A 19,924-nucleotide genomic window follows, 5' to 3' on the forward strand; every position below is an offset into this window, starting at 1 on the left:
TCAGACCGCCGAGCCTGAGCCGCTGGAACCTCGGCCGGCCCTGCCTTCTTCAATCAGCTCAAGCACCTCGCTCGCGTGAACGACTCCGAGGACCCTCCCGTCGTCGTCAACCGTGACGCCAAGCCCTGAAGGAGCGGACAGGGCCGCGTCCAGGGCCCGGCGGAGGGAGTCACCCTTGCGGTAGAGGGAACCGCCCGGCACGACGTCGGCCTGCTCCTTTGAGCCGAACGGCGCCGTGGGAGCCACCCAGCCGCGGGGGCGTCCGTCGTCGTCAACGACCAGGGTCCAGGTGGAACCTGCTCCCGAAGCGCCTGGGCCCAGGTGGCTCAGGCGTACGGTCTCCACCTGGTGCACCGGCACGCCGTCGCCTGCTTGGAAGGAGAGGCGCCGGAAGCCGCGGTCCCTGCCGACGAAGCCGGCAACGAACTCGTCCACGGGGGCACGCAGGATTTCTTCGGGGGTCGCGTACTGCGCCAGACGGCCTCCGGTGGCGAAAACCGCAACCCTGTCGCCCAGCACCGTGGCTTCATCAATGTCGTGAGTGACGAACACGATTGTTTTGGCCAGGTCCCGCTGGAGCCTGAGCAGCTCCTCCTGGAGCTCATGGCGAACCACCGGGTCGACCGCGCTGAACGGTTCGTCCATCAGCAGGATCGGCGGGTCTGCGGCCAGTGCCCGCGCAACGCCCACGCGCTGCTGCTGTCCTCCGGAGAGTTGTCCCGGATACCGCTTGCCGAGGGATTGGGCCAGCCCGACGACGTCGAGCAGTTCGGCCGCGCGCCTGCGCGCTTCGGATTTCGGGACGCCGTTCAGCCGCGGCACGGTGGCAATGTTGTCCAGCACCGAGCGGTGCGGTAGCAGGCCGGAGGACTGCATCACATAACCCATCGACCGACGCAGTTCCGCGGCCTTCCGACGGGCAACGTCACGGCCGTCCACGAGGATGGTGCCCGACGACGGTTCCACCATCCGGTTGATCATCCGCAGTGACGTGGTCTTGCCGCATCCCGAGGGGCCGACAAAAACGGTGATTGCCCCGCGGGGGATGTCCATACTCAGATTCTCGACGGCGGCCGCTCCCCCTCCGTACTGCTTGGAGACGTTCTGGAAACGGATCGCCGCCAGTCCATCCGAGGCTCCGCTGGGGTCCGCTGTTCCGTCAGTCATGCAGCCATGCCTTTCGTCGACGGGACGCCATGGCACGCTGCTTCAGCGCTTTCCTGAACCCTCATGGGTTCCGGGGGCGCTGGCAGGCGGCGTCGTCTTGATGAGTCTAGCTAGGCGTTCGGCGCGCACAAGCGCTTGTATGGGCCGCGCGGGATATTTGTCTCGAATCGTTAGGACGGAACCGGTTCCCCCTTGCCGGAACGATTCCGGCCGCGCTTCCCGCGACTGTTCATTGCTCACGGAAGCGGTTGCGGTAATCCTTCGCCATGGCAGCATCCTTCGCCAGGCGATTGAACGAACGGGCATGCCGGCGCTGCTCCGCGACGCTCTGCCTCCGATGCAGGCCGGCCAGTTCACGCTGCATCTTCTGATAGCTGATCCATCTGCGCTCCTCTACCTCACCGGCCTCTATTGCGGCACGTACTGCACAACCGGGTTCGCTGTCGTGTGCACAGTCTCGGAAGCGGCAGGATCCGAACAGTGCCTCGATATCGCCGAAGACGGGCTCGAGGCCGGCTTCGGCATTCCAGAGGGCGAACCCCCGGATCCCCGGCGTGTCCATCAGCACCGCACCGTTGCCCAGCGGGACAAGTTCCCGGGCTGTGGTGGTGTGCCGACCTTTGCCATCGCCGGCACGCACTGCCCCGGTAGCCTGTACCGGCGCGCCGGCGAGCGCGTTGATCAGTGTGGACTTGCCCGCGCCGGAGGGACCGAGGAGCGCCACCGTACTGCCCGGCGCAATCCGCTCCCGCAACACATCGATTCCATCCCCGGACTCCGCGGACGTAGTGAACACTTCCACTCCGCGGGCGCGTTCGACGGTCTGGGCGACAACGTCGTCGTGGCGGCCGCTCAGGTCCGCTTTGGTGAGGATGACGATGGGCACTGCCCCGGAATCCCATGCCGCAACCAGGGTGCGTTCGAGCCTGTTCGTCGACAGGGCACGATCGATGGGAACCGCCACCCCCACCAGGTCGAGATTTGCGCCCAGCACCTGCGCTTCGGACAGCGGGTCGTGCGCCTTCTTGCGCTGCAGCGCCGAGTAGCGCGGAAGGACGCCGACGACGGCGGGCGGGGCGCCGTCGTCGTCCGCCCTTTTTAGCGCTACCCAGTCACCCGTCACCGGGGTGCCGTCGGTGACGACATGGAAAGTCCCCCTGTCAGTGACGACGACGGCGCGGCCGCGGTCGGCGCGGATCACGCGGCCAGGTTCGAGGAGGTTCGACGCTGGTTGAAAAGAAGGTGATGAAAAGGAAAAGGTGAAGAGACCGCGGATGCGATCGGTATAGCCATAGTTCTCAAGGGAAGTCACGGGAGGTCCTTCGGGAGGAGCCTTCCGTGAGCCTAGTGGCTCGGGTCCTAGGAGGACGGTGCGCGGAAGGCAAGGAGAATGAGGGGTAGCGCGCAGCGCGCAGCGACGGCAACGGTGTTCATGACCTCACCTCCCGAAACTTCAATCAATCAGCTGGGCCTGCCGGCCCCAAAGAGTCAAGTGCCCGCGGAATCACGGGACGAGGACTTATGGTAGCGCGTGGGCTCGGCTTTGGTAAGAGAGGTGCAGCGCTTTGTCCACCAGGTCCACCCGCCGCAGGTTGGGGACGTCCTCGAGCCGGACCCAGGCCGCCTCGTCCGTTGAGCCGTCCAGCTCATGCACCAACTCGCCCGAGACAGGATGGGCGCGGTAGACGATACGCAGCGCATGCAGCGGGCGGCCGGAGCGGTTCAACCGGTCCTCAGCGCGAACGTGCACACTGTCAACGCCCAGCAGTTCGTCGAGTTCGACTACGTAGCCCGTCTCCTCCAGCACTTCCCGGACGGCGGCCTCCGGAGCACCCTCGCCAAATTCCAGTCCCCCTCCGGGAGTGTCCAGGCTTCCTTTCCCGGTTGATTCCAGTGCGCAAGGAGGATTGACCCGTTCCGGATCACGACGGCGTACGCCCCCACGCGGGTATCCCACTCCTGCACCATGGCAGCCAGTCTAGCCGTGTGGATTGGACCGGTCCGGCGTTATCCTGATCCCACCGCAATCAGCAGGAGCACCATGAGTAATCTCGACGTCCATCCCTCCGAGACAGCCTGCGAAAGCGCTGCCCGGACGACCCCAACCGTCGAACTGTTGCCTGACCGGGAAGTTCCCCTTGGCGGGGTGCGGGCGATGAGCGTCCGCCGGACGCTGCCCCAGCGGGCGCTGCCGACCATCGGTGCCTGGTGCTTTCTGGACGCGTTCGGTCCGGACAGGACCGCCATGCGGGTACTGCCGCATCCGCACACCGGGCTGCAAACGGTGACCTGGCCGTTGCTGGGTGAAGTCCGTCACCGGGACAGCGTTGGTTCCGACGTCGTTGTCCGCCCGGGAGAACTCAACATCATGACTGCGGGCTCGGGCATCTCGCACTCCGAGTTCAGCACCCCGGGCGAACTGCTCGCCGGCCTTCAATTGTGGATCGCGTTGCCCGGGGCTGCAGCATCCACCGAGCCGGCCTTCGAACGGCACACTGACCTCCCCCGGATCAGCGGAACCAACTTCAGCGGCACAGTCCTGGTTGGCTCCCTTGCGAGCGTCCAGAGCCCGGCGTCGGTGTACTCTCCCCTGGTTGGGGCAGAACTCCGATCCGACGACGGCGGCGACATCGAGTTCCCGCTAGACGAGTCTTTCGAGCACGCGGTGCTGGTGCTTGAGGGAGTAATAGAGATCGACGGACAGCCAGTAGGACCGGGGCCCTTGGCATATCTTGGCGTTGGCCGGTCAAATTTCAGCGCGCGGGCATCCGCCGGCAGCCGTTGGATGCTGCTCGGCGGGGAGCCCTTCGGCGAGGAGCTGCTGATGTGGTGGAACTTCGTGGGCCGGAGCCATGAGGAAATCGCACAGGCACGCGAGGACTGGGAGAACGGCCATCACCGATTCGGAACTGTGGACGGGCACGGAGGCGAACGCATCCCGGCGCCTGAACTCCCCTCCGTGCGGCTTACACCCCGACGCCGCCGACGTTAGGCCGGCGCTGAAGGCCGATCGGCCGCTGGCCCTCAGAGACTGCCGGTGGCCAGCAGGTATCTCACCCCGTAAACCGGGTCGGTCCTCAGGAATCGAACATCGGTGAAGCCGTTGTCTGCCAAGCCTTCATGGAGCATCGTCCTCAGCGTGGCCTGGTGCGTGGCAAGCCCACCCCCAACTACCACGGGGCCGTGCAACTGAAGCACCGTCCCTACATCCTTCACCAGACCCACAAGATGCGCTGCTCCCTGTTCGACAATCGCGAGTGCGTCGGGGTCTCCCGCGTCCGCCGCTTCGAAGATCACACCGGCTTGCCCTGCCCAGAATTGTCGGGATGAGCCTCCGTGAAAGAGTGCGATCAGTTGTTCGGGATGAGCCAGGCCGGTTGCCTTCAGGACGGCGATGCCCAGCGCACCCAGAGCCTGTCCCCGGTTGAACCGGCGCAGGGTTGCCCGGACGCCCTCCCGGGCCACCCAGTACGCGCTTCCCTCGTCCCCGAGAAGGTAGCCCCACCCGCCCGCGCGGGCTTGCCTGCCGTTCCCGTCCGCTCCCCAGGCAACCGATCCGGTTCCGGCGATCAATGCGATTCCGGTGAGCGCTTCTCCGGCTGCGAGGATGAGGCGGGTGTCGTGGACGATATCGATCGAGGCGCCGGGAGCATGAGGGGCGATGAGGCGGCGGAGGGCGTCGGCGTCGTCGTCGGTGTCCACCCCGCCGGCCCCCACCACCACGCGCGCGACGCCACCTCCAAGAACAGCGAAAAGTTCTCCCAGTCTGGACGCAGCCTCTTCACCGCTCACGTTCTGCACGTTCGCGCTGCCGGTCCTCGCCTCGGCGACAACGGCTCCACCGCTCCAGCGGATGCCATGGGTTTTGGTTCCGCCGATATCAACCCCGATCACCTCCGAGGCCTCCGCCGCAACCTCTGGGCTTGTATCAACGGGAGTTTCAGGGGGCGGGGTCGGCATGGGCACAAGACTACGCAGACGCCGGTACGCTGGAAACAATTCCCGCAAGACAGGACGACAGGCGAAGCAGGTGCATCGGCATGGCGACCATGGGCAAACCGGACGGGCTGGACGCGGTGGACCGCCGAATCGTCCAGGAGCTTCTGGCGGACGCGAGAATTACGAACGCTCAGCTTGCGGAGAAGGTGGGCGTTGCGCCGTCCACCGCACTGCTGAGGACGCGCCAACTCATGGAACGCGGCGTGGTCACCGGTTTCCACGCGGAGCTGAATCCGGCAATGATCGGGCGGGCTGTGCAGGCGCTGATCTCCGTTCAGCTCAAGGGCCACGACCGCGAGGAGATCGACCGGTTCACGTCGCGGGTTCCGGCGCTGCCGGAAGTGGTCTCCACTTTCCACGTTTCCGGTGCAGTGGATTACCTCATCCACCTCGCAGTCTCCGATACCGATGCCCTGCGTGACTGGGTACTGGACCATCTGACGACTGACCCCGTTGTCGGCCATACCGAGACGACGCTGGTCTTCAACCACATGCCGGGAAACCCCGGCCTCCTTCCCTGAGCGTCGGAAGCGTCAGGGCCAGATGCCTGAATGCCGCATGGCGATTCCGTCCCGGAGCCGGTCCTCGTGGCGGGTATGGGAAACAACGGTTTGCTGACGCGCGGCAAGCCGCTCGCCGTAACGTACGAGCCAGCGGCCCAGCTGGATCAGAAGGGCATCGAATCCGGACGGACGACTGGCTAGGGAAAGGCTGGTAAGGGTGGTCATGACGTGCGCTCTTTCCGGGGCTCTGGAAACTGGCCCTGAATGATAGGGAAGGTGTTGAGGTGGATCTGCACCGCCTTGGCATCCGGGGAGGCGTCGCCCTCGGGGCGGTACTTTTCGAACAGCTCACGGGCGTAGTGCATGAGCTGCGTTGACAGTTCAGCAAGCTGCGCAGCCGTCAGGCGTGCGTTGATAGTGGAAATGAGGGACGCTTCGAGCCACTCCTCCGGGAGGACCTGCGGAGCACGCTCCATGTAGTCCTCGAGCAGGGCGGCGCGGCTGTGGCTGAACTCCCGGTTGACGATCGCGGCGACGTCGCGCGCTCCAGGATCCTGGGCCAGCTCGCTCGAGTAGAGATTCAGCGCACCCGGTGGACGCTCCCACCAGCGCTCGCGTGCGGAACCTCTTCCTTCAACCTCGCGGACCAGTTCGTGGCGCGCGAGTTGCCGCAGGTGGTAGCTGGTGGACCCACTAGACTCCCCGAGCCGTGCAGCGAGCGCACTGGCTGTCTGCGGGCCGAACTGCGACAACGCATTGAGAAGCTGAATTCGCAGCGGATGCGTAAGAGCCTTCAGCACGCTGAGGTCGACGGTGCGGTCGGCGGGCCGTGCAGGTTCCATACCGTCAAGCATAGGATTGCAAAGTAACCTTTGCAAGGTTTTGTTTGCAAACTAGTCTTTGCAGATCCTTTACAGCTTCGATTCTCATCCCTATCTCATGATGAGTCGCGATACTGGAACCATGATGCGGTCGCAAGTGCAAACGTGGCTGATAGCTGCAGGCAGTGCCGGAGCTGTCTGTGCTGTGGGTCTGGGCCTGCTCGGCGCCCTGCGCAGCCCCGCTCCGGAGAACCTTGGTCCGGCTGTCGGAATAACCGTGACCGGGACGCCCACTCCGCCGAAAACCGCGTCTCCTACCCCTTCGCCATCCGGGTCACCTACCCAGTCACCCTCTCCCTCGCCGACGCCCTCCCCCTCGCCGTCACCCTCCGAGGAACCAACCGAGGCAGTTGCTCCTCCCGCTGTTGTTCCGGTACCGCCGCCTGTGATCGATGACGATGGGGACGATGACAGCGGCCATGGCCGCGGAGGCAACGACGACATCGACGATGACGTCGAGGTGGACATCGAGATTGAGGAGGACTTCGACGATGACTAGGTCGGGGGCGCATCCGCAGGCAGGACCACCGACGTCCGAGGCCACCGATGGCGTGCGGAATACGGAACGAATTGTTCCTGACCCATTGCCCGCTTCTGCACCGACCGTCCTGGTCAAGATTCCACAGCCCCCTGCGGATGAGCAACTGGACGAAGATGGCTCGGTGCCTCAACGGCGCCCACTCAGGAGCCGGATCAAGCAGTTACTGAAGGGACCCTCGACAATCCGCGGCCGCGTCCTGTCAGCCATGCTGCTGCTGAGCGCCCTCGGACTCCTCCTGGCCGGATCGACGGCGTACGCGATTCAGCGGAACGACCTGAATCGGGCAATGGACGACTCCCTCACCCGCAGCTTCCAGGAATTCGAAACCCTGCTCGAAACCGGCATCGACCCGGACACACTCCAACCTTTCGATCGGGCTGACCAGCTCGTCTACGTCGTGATGAATCGCACCCTCACCCAACCCAATGAAGGCATGATGGCCATGCGTGAAGGAGAAATCATCTTCTTTGCCAACCAGGAGGTCGAGGTCCGCCTCGAGGACGATCCTCAACTGGTTGAGTACGTCGACCTCACGGCATCGCGGGACGAAGTCACGATCCAGTCGGTCACCACCGGATTCACCGAGTACCGGGTTCTTGTGGCTCCAGTCCAGTTGGCCCTGGACGAACGGCCCACGTACTTCATCCTTGGATTCGACGCCGATGCTGAGCACAGCAAGCTGAATGGAACTTTCGCTACCTTCGCGCTGATCAGCTTCGCCACCCTGGTGCTCATCGGCGTCGTCGGTTTCCTGCTGACCGGAAAGCTGCTTGCTCCCATTCATAGGCTGCGCACCACAACCCAGCGCATCACCGATACCGACCTGTCCCAGCGCATCGAGGTCAGCGGCGACGACGACTTGTCCGAGCTCACCCGTACCGTCAACGCCATGCTTGACCGCCTCGAAGGCTCCTTCAACTCACAGCGGCGATTGCTCGACGACGTCGGACATGAACTGCGAACCCCGATCACCATCGTGCAGGGCCACCTGGAGCTGCAGGACTCGGAGGATCCGGGCGATGTGCGGGCAGTTCGCGACATAGCGCTCGACGAGCTTGACCGAATGCGGATGCTCGTCGACGACCTCGTGACGCTTGCCGGTATCGCAGGCCCCGGCTTCGTCCGCCCCGAGCCCGTCAATCTTGGCCGACTTACCGACGACGTCATGGACAAGGCACGCACCCTCGGCAACCGTCGGTGGACTGTCGATGCCCGCGCCGAGGCTATTGCCATGCTCGATCCCCGGCGCGTCACGCAGGCCTGGCTCCAGTTGGCTGCCAACTCCGTGAAGTTCACCGAGGAGGGCACGACCATCGCGATAGGATCGCGGAAAGACGACGACGGCGTACGGCTGTGGGTACGGGACGAGGGCAGGGGTATTGCTCGTGAGGATCAGAAACGGATCTTCGAGCGGTTCGAGCGGGGCCCCAGCAGCAAGCGGACGGAGGGGGCGGGCCTCGGGCTGACAATCGTCAGCGCAATCACCGAGGCCCACGGCGGGCAGATGGAACTTCGGTCCGCGCTTCATCAGGGGGCCACCTTCACAATGGCGATACCGCTGCTGCCTACGCGTTCCTCCTCCACGCCGGAAACGAGAGGGCGGCAGTGAGCCAGATTCTGATCATTGAGGACGAGGAGCGCATCAGCTCGTTCGTGGCAAAAGGGCTCCGATCGGCCGGGTATGTGCCAACCGTCGTCGACAATGGCAGGGATGGTTACAACCTGGCGCAGACGGGTGACTTCGAACTTGCCGTGCTGGACCTCGGCCTGCCCGACCAGGACGGTTTCACGGTGCTCCGAAGGCTTCGGGAATCGAAGAACTCCATCCCGGTAATCATCCTTTCCGCCCGCAGCTCGGTGGATGACACTGTGGCCGGCCTGGAGGGCGGTGCGGACGACTACATGTCGAAGCCGTTCCGTTTCGAGGAGCTGCTGGCCCGGGTACGGCTGCGTCTTCGGCAGGAGTCTCCGTCGGCGGATAACTCGGTCCTCTCCCACAACGATCTGCAGCTCGATCTGAGATCCCGCAGGGCGATCGTTAATGGCAAGGAGGTGGACCTGTCTGCGCGGGAATTCGCCCTCGCAGAAGCCTTCCTCCGCAACCCCGGACAGGTGCTGAGCCGCGAGCAGCTCCTGTCCCGCGTCTGGGGCTATGACTTCGACCCGGGGTCCAACGTTGTGGACGTCTACGTCAGGTATCTCCGGAACAAGCTGGGAGCCGAGCGCTTCGCGACCGTGCGCGGCATGGGTTATCGCCTGGTTGCTGAAGATTGAGTGCCACTGGCGCGAGAACGCGCCCGAAGCGTCTCCGACGCTACTCGAATGACGCTACTCGACTGCCCTCCGAACCTGCTCCGAACCTGCGCTGAACGTGGACGGACCCGGATGCGGTTGGGGGGACGCATCCGGGTCCGTGGGACGTGGCCGTCGATGACACGACTTTCTCGGACGACCACGGGCTGGGGAGGAACTCTGTACACCAGCATGCCGACGCAAGGTGAGAAAACGAGGAACTGAAAATGAGAAAGCTCTCACGTTCGTGAGAGCTTTCTGCACTTCTTCGATGTCAGGCGCGGCGGCGTTGAAGGACTTCGTCCAGGTTCAACCGGGGTGCCGAAGAAGCTTCGACCTTGGGCGCTACAGCGCTGTTCTTCAGCGGCGTCTTGGCCTGGGGCTTCGGCGCTTCGGGCAGGTCCAGCGGCGCTGGTTCCTGACGCTCAGCCTTGGGAGCCTCGACGTACGTTGGCTTCGGCACCTCTACCGGCTGCCACGGAGTACCAGTTCCGATTGATTTGTCCCCTGCTTCAGCTGCCACGGCAAGCGCCGCGGCGCGCAGTTCCGCGGCCGTGAAGGCGGGAGGCGCGGGATCGACGGGAACGGCGTCGTCATCGGCAGCTTTTCCTTCGCCGGCAGCTTCCTCGGCGTTGAAGAGCGCGGTGGGTCGCTGTGGCTTCGAAACTTCCGGTTGCGCCGGGGCGCTGCTGCTTGAGGCGGCTGTCCTTTCGGGGACAGACACACGACGACGACCGCGAACTGCGAGGAAACGCAGCACAGCCACGCACGCGATGGCAGCCAGGAGCGCTAGAACGGGAACCACTGACGGGACCAGACCGACTACCGCGAGCACCGAGGTCACGAGCGCGGCGAGCATTGCCACAGCACCGGCTGCGGCGATGCCCAGCCTGCCCCATCGGATCCTGAATGCCTGCCCGGACGGCCCGCCGGTCGTCGCGCTCGACTGCTTGGTATGCACTGCTGATGCGCCTGCAACTGTGGTCGGGGACTCGGTGGTGGACATGTTCATGACGCTCCTCTGGAACCCGGAGTCCCCGGTTGCGGTGCTTGAAAGTGCTAGGTGGCCTATGCCGGAGGCTTGAATCGGCTGGCGTAGGCGCAGCAGGTAGGGAGCGACCCAAATCAGCCAGAGCCCGACGACTGCCGCCAGTACCACCGAGCTGTTCAATGAGAAGTCCACTCACAAAACGTTATGAGCAGATTCCTCACGGGGAGCTCATTCCCCGCGGTGTGTCGAAGGCTATGTCGCGGCGTTCCTACATTCGGGGCTGCGCATCCTGCCAACGGTTTAGCAGGCCGCCCGGAACTTCGTCCGCCGTCAGCGCGAAAGACCGGTGGTCAGCCCAGGATCCGGCGATGTGCAGGTAGTCCTTGCGCACGCCTTCATCACGGAAGCCGAGTTTTTCTACCACCCGAAGGCTGGCGGAGTTCTCCGGTCTTATGTTGATCTCCATGCGATGCAGGCCGAGCTCCCAAAAGCAGTAATCCGTCACCAGCGCAACCGCTGTTGGCGCTACTCCCCTACCTGCATGCTCCCGGTCGACCCAGTAGCCGAGGGTAGCGGTCAGCGCAGAACCCCAGACAATGCCGGACACAGTGAGCTGCCCAACGATGGCAGGCCGGGAACTCGCCTGCGACCGCATTGTGATCAGGAAGGGCAGGGCACTGGCGGTGCGGACCTGGGAATTCAAGGCCCGCACCATCTCGTGATAGCTCGGCAGGTAGCCGCCGGGGGCTGGATTGGATGCCTCCCACGGTGCCAGCCACTCGATGTTGCGGTGCCGCACCTGCATCCACTCCCGCTTGTCCCGGTGACGAATCGGGCGAAGGACGATGTCCCCTGTTTCCAGCGTCACCGGCCAGGCGAAGCGGCCCCACATCGGCGGAGACTAGTCAGAGAGGGAGCTGGTGAAATCCCGCAGCCACTCGCGCAGTTCGGGGCCGAGGTCCTCGCGCTCGGAAGACAGCGTCACGACTGCCTTGAGGTAGGACAGTTTGTCACCCGTGTCATAGCGGCGGCCGCGGAAGACCACACCGTAGACGCCCGAACCTTCGCCGTCTGCTGCGGCGAGCGTCTGCAGGGCGTCGGTGAGCTGGATCTCGCCGCCACGCCCCGGTCCCGTCTTCTCAAGGACTTCGAAGACGCGGGGGTGCAGGACGTAGCGTCCGATGACTGCCAGGTTGGAAGGTGCCTCGTCAACTGCCGGCTTCTCGACCAGCTTGTTGACCCGAACGTACCCTTCTCCGTTGAGGGATGAGATATCGGCGCAGCCGTAGGCGCTGATCTGCTCAGGATCCACTTCGATGAGGGCGATGACCGAACCACCGGTCTGTGCCTGAACCTCAATCATGGTTTCAAGGAGTTCGTCACGTTCGTCGATCAGGTCATCGCCGAGAAGGACCGCGAACGGCTCCTCACCCACATGCAGTTTGGCGCGCAGGACTGCATGGCCCAGACCCTTGGGATCACCCTGCCGCAGGTAGTGGATATCTCCCAGTTCTGAGGTTCGGCGTACTGAGGCGAGCTTGTCGTGGTCACCCTTGGCTTCCAGTGTCTGTTCGATGAACGGCACCCGGTCAAAGTGATCCTCGAGTGAGCGCTTGTTGCGACCGGTGATCATCAGGATGTCATTGATCCCGGCGTCAACTGCTTCCTCGACGACATACTGGATTGCCGGCCGGTCCACGACCGGAAGCATTTCCTTGGGCATAGCCTTGGTGGCCGGCAAGAACCTGGTACCCAGACCAGCTGCGGGGATAACGGCCTTATTTACACGTGGTCGCTCAGTCATGCCACAACACTACAGAAAATCCCCGCCGTTACGCGCGGCGTCCGACACTGCGGCAACCTGTACAGTGCCAGACATGGACGTACGCGCCGGGTCTGCCACCAAGGAAGAATTGCGCCGTTCGCTGCGTCTCCGCCGCGAAGGACGTTCCGGCTCCGAGCAGGAGGCAGCGGGAACAGCCCTGGCGGAGCACGTGCTCCGGTGGCTCGCCGGAACGGCGTCCACACCTCAGGGCCGCTCCGGGCCCCCGGTAGTCGCCGCCTATCTGTCGGCGCCCACGGAGCCAAGCACAGCGGCACTGCTGCCGGCCCTCCGCGAGGCAGGGTACGACGTCGTCGTGCCGGTTTGTGAGCCCCAGTACCAGTTGAGTTGGGCGCGCTGGGAACCGCGTATACCGCTGGCAAAAAGCCCGCGGGCTCCGCTGTGGGAACCGGTTGGCGAACGGTTCCACTTCACGGCGCTGTTGCCCATCAGTCTGGTGTTGGTTCCGGGACTTGCCATCGACGTACACGGCAACCGGTTGGGCCAGGGCGGCGGATACTACGACCGGTTCCTGGCGCAACTCGGTGTCGAAGCACCCGAAACGCCGGTGCTCGGCTACCTGTTCGACGAGGAAGTCCTGCCCGAATCGAGCTTCGAGAGCACCGTCCTGGACATACCGCTTGGTGGTGCCTTCACACCCTCGGGCCTGCGGGTCACCCTGTAGGAACGTTCCGCTACACGGGCAGGTCAGTGTAGAATTGGCACTCGGAAGGGTTGAGTGCCAGCTAGGGTAAGCCGGGTCACCGGATGCACCTCCTCAGCGGCGCAGCGGCCCTCCGCCGAACAGCGTTCCTTCAGGAGGATTGTCCATGCCTACATACGCTTACGCTTGCAGGGACTGCGGCCACGCTTTCGATGTCCAGCAGTCGTTCTCCGATGACTCCCTGACCGTGTGCCCCGAGTGCGAGGGCCTGCTTCGCAAGAAGTTCAACAGCGTCGGCGTGGTCTTCAAGGGTTCGGGTTTCTACCGCACCGATTCCAGGTCCGCCTCCTCGTCGGTTGAAACCGGAAGCTCCTCGAAGAGTTCGACATCATCGGGTTCCGACAGCAAAGCTTCGGCCGCCGCTTCAACTTCCGGATCCGGTTCGACCTCGAAGGCTGCAACGGCCGCTCCGGCCTGATCCTGCGCAAGGCACCGGTTGTCCTCGACAGCCGGTGCCTTTTTGTGCGGCTTTTCCACATTCTCCCTCGGTCAGCCGTGCACTTCCGTCCGAGTTCCTAGCGTTGGGCTCATGAGCACTTCGGCAAAATTCGTTGGTGGATTCGGCTTCAGGCTGCGTGGGTTCCTCTTTCGCAAGAGACGGCTCCTGGCGGCCGCCTTCCTTTGCGCAGCTGCGGGAGTGGCTGTTGAAGCACTCCTGCCGAAAGACCCGGAGACCGTACAGGTGGTGGCAGCCGGAGCGGACCTTCCGGTAGGAACCGTTCTCGGCGCGGACAATCTGACACTCGTCAGCCTTCCCCGCGCGGCTGTCCCTCAGCACTCCTTCGAGTCAGTGGAGCTCCTTGCGGGACAGCAGCTTGCCACCCCCGTCTACGCAGGGGATGTCCTTGCGCGGAACTTCCTCGTCGGCTCAGGCCTGCTCGCTGGCAGCCCACCGGGCACCGTTGCCGTCCCCCTACGCCCAGCTGATGCTTCGACCGTTCAACTGCTCTCGCCCGGGCAGCGGGTGGACGTGGTGCTCAGCACCGGAAACGGCTTCGAGGTATCTGCACAGAACACGGTGCTCGCGCGCGGCCTGCCCGTGCTATGGACCTCGGAAGAGTCAGGTTCAGGCCCCTTCCAGGCGCCCGGCGGCCAGGAGGAAGGCCTCGTAGTAGTTGCCGCAGGGCCCGATGAGGCAGCATCGCTTGCCGGCGCCTCGAGCACCGGTCATGTCCACCTGGTCCTCACCTCAGCGGAAGGCTAGCTCCAATGAGGGGGCTTCTGCTCCTTGAGCCACTCGTCGTGGTTGGACTCGTCGTCGTTCCAGGAGCGCGGATCGTCTTCGGCCGCACGCTGGGGAAGCACATCGCCATGAGGCGCGGTGGCTGTCGATGCAGGCGAACTCGGCTGGGCTGCCGCAGGCTTGGGAGCAGCGTCTTCTTCTGCTTCTCCCGCGCCGGACTCCGCCGCCTCCACATCCACCACTTCGTCCTGCCGGGACTCGGCAGCTTCCTCCGATGCGTCCGTCGGCCCATTCAGGTCAGCTTCATCAGCTCCGCTAGCCACACTCACTCCGCTCTGTACAACCGGTTCGCCGGCGCCCTGTACTGGATTACCTGCGTCTGCACGCTCCAGTCCAAGATAGTCCGCAATGAGGTCGGCGCAACCCTCGGGATCAGTGAATACCTCGATCGTCCACAACGGGACGTAGCGCCAGCCCTGCCTCTCCAGAAGCTGTGGGCGCAGCCGGCTCCGTTCACGCACCGTCATGGAACGGTACCGTTCACTGCCGTCCGATTCGATCGCCACAGGAGGAACGTGTATTGCAGCGTCACGCCCAGGTTCCAGCCATCGGTCGGAAGCGCGTGCAGCGATGTCCAGGACGCCCTCATATCCGCCCCGCACCTCGGCGCCCCGATGACGGAGCCGGTCCATCAGGTCAGCAACGAGCGGATCATCGCTCACTGCGTCGCTGTCGACTTCACCGGTCGGCGGTACCTCCTGGGACAACTCGCGGAGCAGCAGCTCGTAGAAATCCCGGGCGCCGTGGCCGAGCCGCTCCGGGTCAAGGTCCCCGGGGCGGAAGCAGGTCAACACGTGCAGCCGATACCGCGCTCGGGTCATCGCAGTCACAAACTGCCCGCGGCCATCGGGAGCGGACAGAGGCCCGAAGTTATGCAGTGCCCTTCCATGCGGAGTCCGTCCGAAGCCGAGCGAGAAAATTACCGCATCCCTCGTCAGACCGGCGGCCCTGCCGACAGGCACAATCCGGAACGATTCCGGTCCAGGCTTGAAGAAGTCGGCGGCCCACGGCGCGTCGGCCATCGCGAGGCGCACCGCCTCCCCCACACGCTGCGCGTGCCGCGCGCTGGCGGTGACAACCGCAAGGGAATGGCTGGGGCGCTGCCGGATGTGTTCGAACACCAGGTCCACCACCCTGGTGACTTCGGCGGCAACACTCTCAACGCCGTCGTGATCCGAGCTGGGCATTCCAGTACCGTCCGGCAGGTACTCGACCTCGAACCCCCGGCCCGTCCCCGCGAGGACAGCCGCGGCGGGCAGGTGGTTCAGCCCATCTTCGTAAAAGCGCTCATTCAGGAAAGCCGTCAACGACCTGTCCACCCCGCGGTAGACATCGCGCAGGGAAAGCGACGGCAGAACGGCGGCAAGGGCCCGGTAGGCGCTGGGTAGATGCTCCTGCCCAGTACGCCGTTGCTCCTCGACCGACACCGTGAAACTACGGGGCCCCCCGAGGTGGTCATCACCGAATGCGATGACCTGACGCGACCTGGCGAGGGCCGGGACCACCGACTGGAGTGAAATCGACTCCGCGTCCAGCACGATCACGGCGTCGAAAGTCTTGCCCTGCGGAAGCACCAGCGGCAGGACAAGCGGACTGGCCGCCCAGACGGGCATCAACGCTGTCACCAGCTCGTCCGCCTGGCTGCACAGCGCTTCCAGATCCGGCTCTCCGGCACGCAGCAGGGACCGCAGCTGTTCGGCTTCCGCCGGCATTGTCTCCAAGGCACCGCGCCACCGTTCGGAGAGGGCCCAACGAATGCGTGCCGCGCCCGACGCCACATGTGCGTTGTCGGCAAGCCGGTATTCGGCTTCGAGCGTGCGCAGGCTGCCGCCGTCGGACATTGCCAGGTAATCGTCGCCGCTGATCATTGCCTCCAGCGCCGACTGCCACCAGGCCAGTTCGAGCTCCGCACCCACCTGCCGTGCGCTAACCTCGCGGGCAGCAAGATCGTCAAGCAGCTCACCCAGGCCGTTTTCGCGCATCTCGTCGAGCAGCAGCGTGCGTTCCGGGAGCGTTGCCAGGCTCTGCTTGTCCTCAGCGAGCTTCTCGAGCAACGCGGCCAACTCATCGAGAGCCATGCCTGACAGCTCCGGCCTGGCCGGAGTGCCCGCGAGGATCGATGTAAGCTCCGCCAGTTGCTGCTGCACCTTGCGGTAGGAACTGTTGATCTCCGCCAGTCCTGTCGGCACCGAAGGATGCCGTTCGGACTTCGCGTATCGAGTCCAAAGGGTGCGCTGCTCCTGCACCTCGACGAGTGACTGGTGCAGGTCCGAGATGTGCACTCCGGGCCGGACGTATTCCTTGGCTACTCTGCGCAACCTTGAGCGCGTCATTGAGCTCATCTCGATGGTGCGCTCCCGCCGCCAGGACGACGGCGCCGTTGCCGAGATCAGGTCCGTCACCGGACGGTCGAAAATGTCCGGTGTGAACTTGTCGAGGCTGGCCCGTACCGCGACGAGCAGGTCCAGTTGACCGCCCCATTCCTCAAAAGTTGCACCGAGCTCGATGTGCGAATGCTCGGCAACCGCAAGGACCTTGTTCCGGAGCTCAGGAATGTCGCGGGCCAGGTCAACCGCGAGGCTGTGCGCGTGTTCCGTTTCCTTCCGGTTACGCAGCCTGGCGCCGTACCAGGGGCTCTGGGTGGCTTCCCTGCTGAAGCCACCGAGTTCCGCAGCACGGCGGAGACGGCCCGTCAGCTCGGTCCGGTTGGGAATGCTGTCCATGACGCTGCGTTTCAGCCGGACCGTTGTTGCGGGAGCCGGGCTGAGCGAGGTCAGTTCCGCCAGGGACTGCATTGCCTGGTAGGGCGAGCATCCCCAGCGGGAGCGCACGTTATGCAGGGACCGGACGTGGTCCAGCAGCTTGTGGCGGTGGGACACCAGGGTCTCGTGCAGCGAATCAAGCTTGGGCTTGCCCGCCTTCTCGTTCCGCACAATGGCACGGATGAGCTGGTCCTTCAGCTGCGCAGCGTTGCCGTTGGCGTTGAGCTGAAGCACCAGCGAACCGAGGTTGAGGGCATCGAGCTGCTGGACGAACTCGTTGAGGGTTCCGCGCCGCTCCGCCACTACGAGCACGCTCTTGCCCTGCTCCGCCAGCGACGCCGCGGCATTGAGCGCGGTCTGGGTCTGCCCAGTTCCCGGTGGGGAGGACACCACCAGAGATCCGCCGGCCGCAACCGCGTCCAGCACCCGCTGCTGGCTGGTGTCAGCGTCCAGGATCAGGAACTCGGTGGACGGATGCCGGTCATCAAGCGGCGTTTCCCGAATCGGTGCCTCAGCCTCCGACGGAGCTTCAATGCCTTCCCGAGCGGCCTCCATGAGCGCGGACAGGAGCGGATGCTCGGGCCGGACGGCTGCGTCGGAGCCGACGTCGGCAAGGTCGGCGAACGTCGAGACAAGGATGTGGTGCTCGATCGTCATGCCGCGAACGTTGTCAGTCAGCGCCCGCAGCCGGTCGAGGACCGGGTGCGGGTCGAAGCGCGCGGTGCTGTACGCAAGGCGGGCGACAGCATCGGCGTCGAAATCGATGCCCTGATCCCGCTGCAGGGTGCGCACCAGCGCGGGATTGAGGCGGGCCTGCTCGGTGAGCTGAAGTTCGTAGTCATCCTGTGAACTGTGCACCGTCAGGGAAACTGCGGTGAGCAGCACGGGGGCAGTGAGCGAGTCCGTGCGGCCGGCGTCGTCGATGGAGCGCCAGGAGGCAGTCCCGGCGGCCACGTAGCCGACGTCGATTCCCCGCTCCGAGGCAAGTTCGTAGACCTTCGCCCGCAGCAGGCGGGCTGCCTTCATGGCAGCGCCGTACTGGTCGGGGTCGCGCAGGAGCGTGGACAGGCGGGTCCGCCTTCCGGCCAGAAGCTGTGCCAGGCCGGAAGGGTGGGCATGGGTCAGGTCGATGCTGTTGGAGCGCGACGGCGTGAAGTGAAGGAGCGTGTCGCTTCCCGCGTGCGGACCCAGCCTACGCAGCCAGGGGATCAGGAAGTCCTCCGCGGAGTCCCCGGCATCCTGCACTGGCACGGTTGTCCTCTTCCCTGCGGCCTCGCGGCCTGATCTTGACCAGATAGGCATGTTCTACAAGCTATCCGACGCAGCCTGCAACGGGCGGCAAGCAACGCGGGCCGGAGCCAAATTCCCCCGGCACGGAGGACTACTCTCCCCCGGATGGGAGGCCTACTCCCACTCGATGGTGCCCGGCGGCTTGCTCGTCACGTCGAGCACAACCCGGTTGACGCCCTCCACCTCATTGGTGATTCGGTTGGAGATGCGAGCCAGCAGGTCATACGGAAGCCGCGACCAGTCCGCCGTCATGGCGTCCTCGCTGGAGACCGGGCGCAGGACGATCGGGTGACCGTAGGTGCGGCCGTCGCCCTGGACGCCCACGCTGCGCACGTCGGCCAGGAGGACAACGGGCATCTGCCAGACCTCATTGTCGAGACCGGCCGCGGTGAGCTCGGCGCGGGCGATCGCGTCCGCCTTGCGCAGCAGTTCGAGGCGCTCCTGGTTCACGGCGCCGACGATGCGGATGCCGAGGCCGGGCCCGGGGAAGGGCTGGCGTCCTACGATCTCGGCGGGAAGGCCAAGCTGCGCGCCTACCGCGCGGACCTCATCCTTGAAGAGGGTACGCAGCGGCTCCACCAGCTCGAACTGAAGATCCTCCGGAAGCCCGCCCACGTTGTGGTGGCTCTTGATGTTCGCAGCGCCCTCGCCGCCTCCGGATTCAACGACGTCCGGGTAGAGGGTGCCCTGGACGAGGAACCGGATCTTCTCGCCGTGGGCCTCGGCCTCGGCAATGATGGCGCGTTCGGCTTCCTCGAATGCGCGGATGAACTCGCGGCCGATGATCTTGCGCTTGGTCTCCGGGTCCTCGACTCCCTCGAGGGCATCCAGGAACCGCTGCTGCTCGTTGGCGACGTACAGGTTCACCCCGGTTGCGGCAACGAAGTCACGCTCAACCTGCTCGGCCTCGCCTTCGCGGAGCAGGCCGTGGTCCACGAACACACAGGTAAGCTGATCCCCTACGGCGCGCTGGACGAGGGCTGCAGCGACGGCCGAATCAACCCCTCCGGACAGGCCGCAGATGACGCGGGAATCACCCACCTGCTGGCGAATCCGCTCAACCTGCTCTTCGACGATGTTTCCCGTGGTCCAGTTCGGGTCAAGGCGCGCACCCTTGAACAGGAAGTTCTCAAGCACCTGCTGACCATGCACGGAGTGCTTGACCTCGGGATGCCACTGCACTCCGTACAGCTGCTTGTCCTCGTTGGCGAACGCCGCAACCGGTGCGCCGGCCGTGCTGGCGAGCACGTCGAAGCCGTCTGGTGCCTCCTGGACCGAGTCGCCGTGGCTCATCCAGGCGTTCTGGTGCTCGGGAGTGCCCTCGAGGATGGAACGGGCACCGCTGGCAACCGCGACATCTGTGGACCCGTACTCGCGGAGGCCTGTCTTCGCGACGGTGCCGCCAAGGGCGTCGGCCATGGCCTGGAAGCCATAGCAGATACCGAGAACGGGTACGCCGGCGTCGAACAGCTCAGGGTCGACCCTTGGCGCGTCCTCGGCGTAGACGCTCGACGGACCGCCGGAGAGGATGATTGCGACAGGATTTTTTGCCAGCAGCTCCTGCGTGCTGAGCGTGTGCGGAACGATTTCCGAGTACACGTCCGCTTCCCGCACCCGCCGGGCGATGAGCTGTGCGTACTGTGCGCCGTAGTCGACGACGAGGACCGGCTGGTGTTCTGGAGCGGAAGCGGGGGTAGTCACTAGTCAAG

General features: G+C 64.9%; 19 protein-coding genes and 1 pseudogene. 8 read left to right on the forward strand and 12 right to left on the reverse strand.

Annotation, left to right across the window (positions count from 1 at the left end):
* From GC088_RS10935 to GC088_RS10945, 3 genes are all read right to left on the reverse strand, one after another.
* Window positions 1-1,167, reverse strand: a complete 1,167-nt coding sequence (locus tag GC088_RS10935) for an ABC transporter ATP-binding protein (RefSeq protein WP_323959039.1) — start codon at window positions 1,165-1,167, stop codon at window positions 1-3.
* A gap of 229 nt (window positions 1,168-1,396) precedes the next feature.
* Window positions 1,397-2,368, reverse strand: a complete 972-nt coding sequence (gene rsgA, locus GC088_RS10940) for a ribosome small subunit-dependent GTPase A (RefSeq protein WP_323959040.1) — start codon at window positions 2,366-2,368, stop codon at window positions 1,397-1,399.
* A gap of 318 nt (window positions 2,369-2,686) precedes the next feature.
* Entirely contained in the window at window positions 2,687-3,124 is a 438-nt protein-coding gene (locus GC088_RS10945; protein WP_323959041.1) for an NUDIX hydrolase, read from the reverse strand.
* Between the two features lie 84 nt (window positions 3,125-3,208).
* Between GC088_RS10945 and GC088_RS10950 the strand changes: the two genes are divergently transcribed.
* Window positions 3,209-4,159 (forward strand): pirin family protein, encoded by a 951-nt coding sequence (locus GC088_RS10950; protein ID WP_323959042.1) that lies wholly within the window; start codon window positions 3,209-3,211, stop codon window positions 4,157-4,159.
* Between the two features lie 32 nt (window positions 4,160-4,191).
* On the opposite strand, the gene GC088_RS10955 is transcribed toward GC088_RS10950, so the two are convergent.
* Window positions 4,192-5,127 (reverse strand): N-acetylglucosamine kinase, encoded by a 936-nt coding sequence (locus GC088_RS10955; protein WP_323959043.1) that lies wholly within the window; start codon window positions 5,125-5,127, stop codon window positions 4,192-4,194.
* An 80-nt stretch (window positions 5,128-5,207) separates the two neighbouring features.
* Between GC088_RS10955 and GC088_RS10960 the strand changes: the two genes are divergently transcribed.
* Complete coding sequence (locus GC088_RS10960; RefSeq protein WP_323959044.1) at window positions 5,208-5,687, forward strand: Lrp/AsnC family transcriptional regulator; 480 nt, start codon at window positions 5,208-5,210, stop codon at window positions 5,685-5,687.
* 12 nt (window positions 5,688-5,699) lie between these two features.
* Here the strand turns inward: GC088_RS10960 and GC088_RS10965 are convergent, their stop codons facing one another.
* Window positions 5,700-5,894 (reverse strand): hypothetical protein, encoded by a 195-nt coding sequence (locus GC088_RS10965; RefSeq protein ID WP_323959045.1) that lies wholly within the window; start codon window positions 5,892-5,894, stop codon window positions 5,700-5,702.
* Window positions 5,891-6,511, reverse strand: a complete 621-nt coding sequence (locus tag GC088_RS10970; RefSeq protein ID WP_323959046.1) for an ArsR/SmtB family transcription factor — start codon at window positions 6,509-6,511, stop codon at window positions 5,891-5,893. Before GC088_RS10970 ends, GC088_RS10965 begins: the two co-directional genes overlap by 4 nt.
* Window positions 6,512-6,632: 121 nt before the next feature.
* Between GC088_RS10970 and GC088_RS10975 the strand changes: the two genes are divergently transcribed.
* Genes GC088_RS10975 through GC088_RS10985 form a run of 3 tightly spaced genes read left to right on the forward strand, consistent with a single transcriptional unit; the run spans window position 6,633 to window position 9,365 of the window.
* Window positions 6,633-7,049 carry a hypothetical protein gene (locus GC088_RS10975; RefSeq protein ID WP_323959047.1) on the forward strand — a complete coding sequence of 139 codons (417 nt, stop codon included), beginning with the start codon at window positions 6,633-6,635 and terminating at the stop codon, window positions 7,047-7,049.
* Window positions 7,042-8,700 (forward strand): sensor histidine kinase, encoded by a 1,659-nt coding sequence (locus GC088_RS10980; protein WP_323959048.1) that lies wholly within the window; start codon window positions 7,042-7,044, stop codon window positions 8,698-8,700. The genes GC088_RS10975 and GC088_RS10980 overlap by 8 nt, the downstream gene beginning before the upstream one ends.
* Window positions 8,697-9,365, forward strand: coding sequence for a response regulator transcription factor (locus GC088_RS10985; RefSeq protein WP_323959049.1), 669 nt, complete (start codon window positions 8,697-8,699; stop codon window positions 9,363-9,365). Before GC088_RS10980 ends, GC088_RS10985 begins: the two co-directional genes overlap by 4 nt.
* Before the next feature lie 292 nt (window positions 9,366-9,657).
* Here GC088_RS10985 and GC088_RS10990 read toward each other — a convergent pair whose 3' ends face one another.
* The 3 genes from GC088_RS10990 to galU all read right to left on the reverse strand — a co-directional run bounded on the left by GC088_RS10990 (window position 9,658) and on the right by galU (window position 12,178).
* Entirely contained in the window at window positions 9,658-10,566 is a 909-nt protein-coding gene (locus tag GC088_RS10990; RefSeq protein WP_323959050.1) for a hypothetical protein, read from the reverse strand.
* Window positions 10,567-10,642: 76 nt separating this feature from the next.
* Window positions 10,643-11,266 (reverse strand): GNAT family N-acetyltransferase, encoded by a 624-nt coding sequence (locus GC088_RS10995; RefSeq protein WP_323959051.1) that lies wholly within the window; start codon window positions 11,264-11,266, stop codon window positions 10,643-10,645.
* 9 nt (window positions 11,267-11,275) lie between these two features.
* Window positions 11,276-12,178 (reverse strand): UTP--glucose-1-phosphate uridylyltransferase GalU, encoded by a 903-nt coding sequence (gene galU / locus GC088_RS11000; protein WP_323959052.1) that lies wholly within the window; start codon window positions 12,176-12,178, stop codon window positions 11,276-11,278.
* Window positions 12,179-12,251: 73 nt separating this feature from the next.
* Between galU and GC088_RS11005 the strand changes: the two genes are divergently transcribed.
* Complete coding sequence (locus tag GC088_RS11005; RefSeq protein ID WP_323959053.1) at window positions 12,252-12,881, forward strand: 5-formyltetrahydrofolate cyclo-ligase; 630 nt, start codon at window positions 12,252-12,254, stop codon at window positions 12,879-12,881.
* Window positions 12,882-13,026: 145 nt separating this feature from the next.
* Window positions 13,027-13,119, forward strand: a pseudogene (locus GC088_RS11010) (FmdB family zinc ribbon protein); the annotation flags it as partial.
* A gap of 62 nt (window positions 13,120-13,181) precedes the next feature.
* On the opposite strand, the gene GC088_RS11015 reads toward GC088_RS11010, so the two are convergent.
* The gene (locus GC088_RS11015) at window positions 13,182-13,397 is read right to left on the reverse strand and encodes a hypothetical protein (RefSeq protein WP_323962143.1); all 216 of its coding nucleotides are present in this window, start codon (window positions 13,395-13,397) and stop codon (window positions 13,182-13,184) included.
* Between the two features lie 52 nt (window positions 13,398-13,449).
* Between GC088_RS11015 and cpaB the strand changes: the two genes are divergently transcribed.
* On the forward strand, window positions 13,450-14,124 hold the full coding sequence (gene cpaB, locus GC088_RS11020; protein ID WP_323959054.1) for a Flp pilus assembly protein CpaB: 675 nt from the start codon (window positions 13,450-13,452) through the stop codon (window positions 14,122-14,124).
* Here cpaB and GC088_RS11025 read toward each other — a convergent pair.
* Window positions 14,121-18,227: a DUF4011 domain-containing protein gene (locus GC088_RS11025; protein WP_323959055.1), complete on the reverse strand. Its 4,107-nt coding sequence runs from the start codon at window positions 18,225-18,227 to the stop codon at window positions 14,121-14,123. The genes cpaB and GC088_RS11025 overlap by 4 nt on opposite strands.
* A 102-nt stretch (window positions 18,228-18,329) precedes the next feature.
* Window positions 18,330-19,916: a glutamine-hydrolyzing GMP synthase gene (gene guaA, locus GC088_RS11030; RefSeq protein WP_323959056.1), complete on the reverse strand. Its 1,587-nt coding sequence runs from the start codon at window positions 19,914-19,916 to the stop codon at window positions 18,330-18,332.
* Window positions 19,917-19,924: the final 8 nt, after the last annotated feature.

It is taken from the genome of Arthrobacter sp. JZ12 (assembly GCF_035189165.1).
In the GTDB taxonomy this organism is placed as follows: domain Bacteria; phylum Actinomycetota; class Actinomycetes; order Actinomycetales; family Micrococcaceae; genus Arthrobacter_D.

Bases quoted from the DNA above. Each gene is read 5' to 3' on its own strand.
- GC088_RS10935 (WP_323959039.1), bottom strand. From the start codon at position 1,167: ATGACTGACGGAACAGCGGACCCCAGCGGAGCCTCGGATGGACTGGCG.
- GC088_RS10950 (WP_323959042.1), top strand. From the start codon at position 3,209: ATGAGTAATCTCGACGTCCATCCCTCCGAGACAGCCTGCGAAAGCGCT.
- GC088_RS10955 (WP_323959043.1), bottom strand. From the start codon at position 5,127: ATGCCGACCCCGCCCCCTGAAACTCCCGTTGATACAAGCCCAGAGGTT.
- GC088_RS10960 (WP_323959044.1), top strand. From the start codon at position 5,208: ATGGCGACCATGGGCAAACCGGACGGGCTGGACGCGGTGGACCGCCGA.
- GC088_RS10965 (WP_323959045.1), bottom strand. From the start codon at position 5,894: ATGACCACCCTTACCAGCCTTTCCCTAGCCAGTCGTCCGTCCGGATTC.
- GC088_RS10970 (WP_323959046.1), bottom strand. From the start codon at position 6,511: ATGGAACCTGCACGGCCCGCCGACCGCACCGTCGACCTCAGCGTGCTG.
- GC088_RS10975 (WP_323959047.1), top strand. From the start codon at position 6,633: ATGATGCGGTCGCAAGTGCAAACGTGGCTGATAGCTGCAGGCAGTGCC.
- GC088_RS10980 (WP_323959048.1), top strand. From the start codon at position 7,042: ATGACTAGGTCGGGGGCGCATCCGCAGGCAGGACCACCGACGTCCGAG.
- GC088_RS10995 (WP_323959051.1), bottom strand. From the start codon at position 11,266: ATGTGGGGCCGCTTCGCCTGGCCGGTGACGCTGGAAACAGGGGACATC.
- galU (WP_323959052.1), bottom strand. From the start codon at position 12,178: ATGACTGAGCGACCACGTGTAAATAAGGCCGTTATCCCCGCAGCTGGT.
- GC088_RS11005 (WP_323959053.1), top strand. From the start codon at position 12,252: ATGGACGTACGCGCCGGGTCTGCCACCAAGGAAGAATTGCGCCGTTCG.
- cpaB (WP_323959054.1), top strand. From the start codon at position 13,450: ATGAGCACTTCGGCAAAATTCGTTGGTGGATTCGGCTTCAGGCTGCGT.
- GC088_RS11025 (WP_323959055.1), bottom strand. From the start codon at position 18,227: ATGCCTATCTGGTCAAGATCAGGCCGCGAGGCCGCAGGGAAGAGGACA.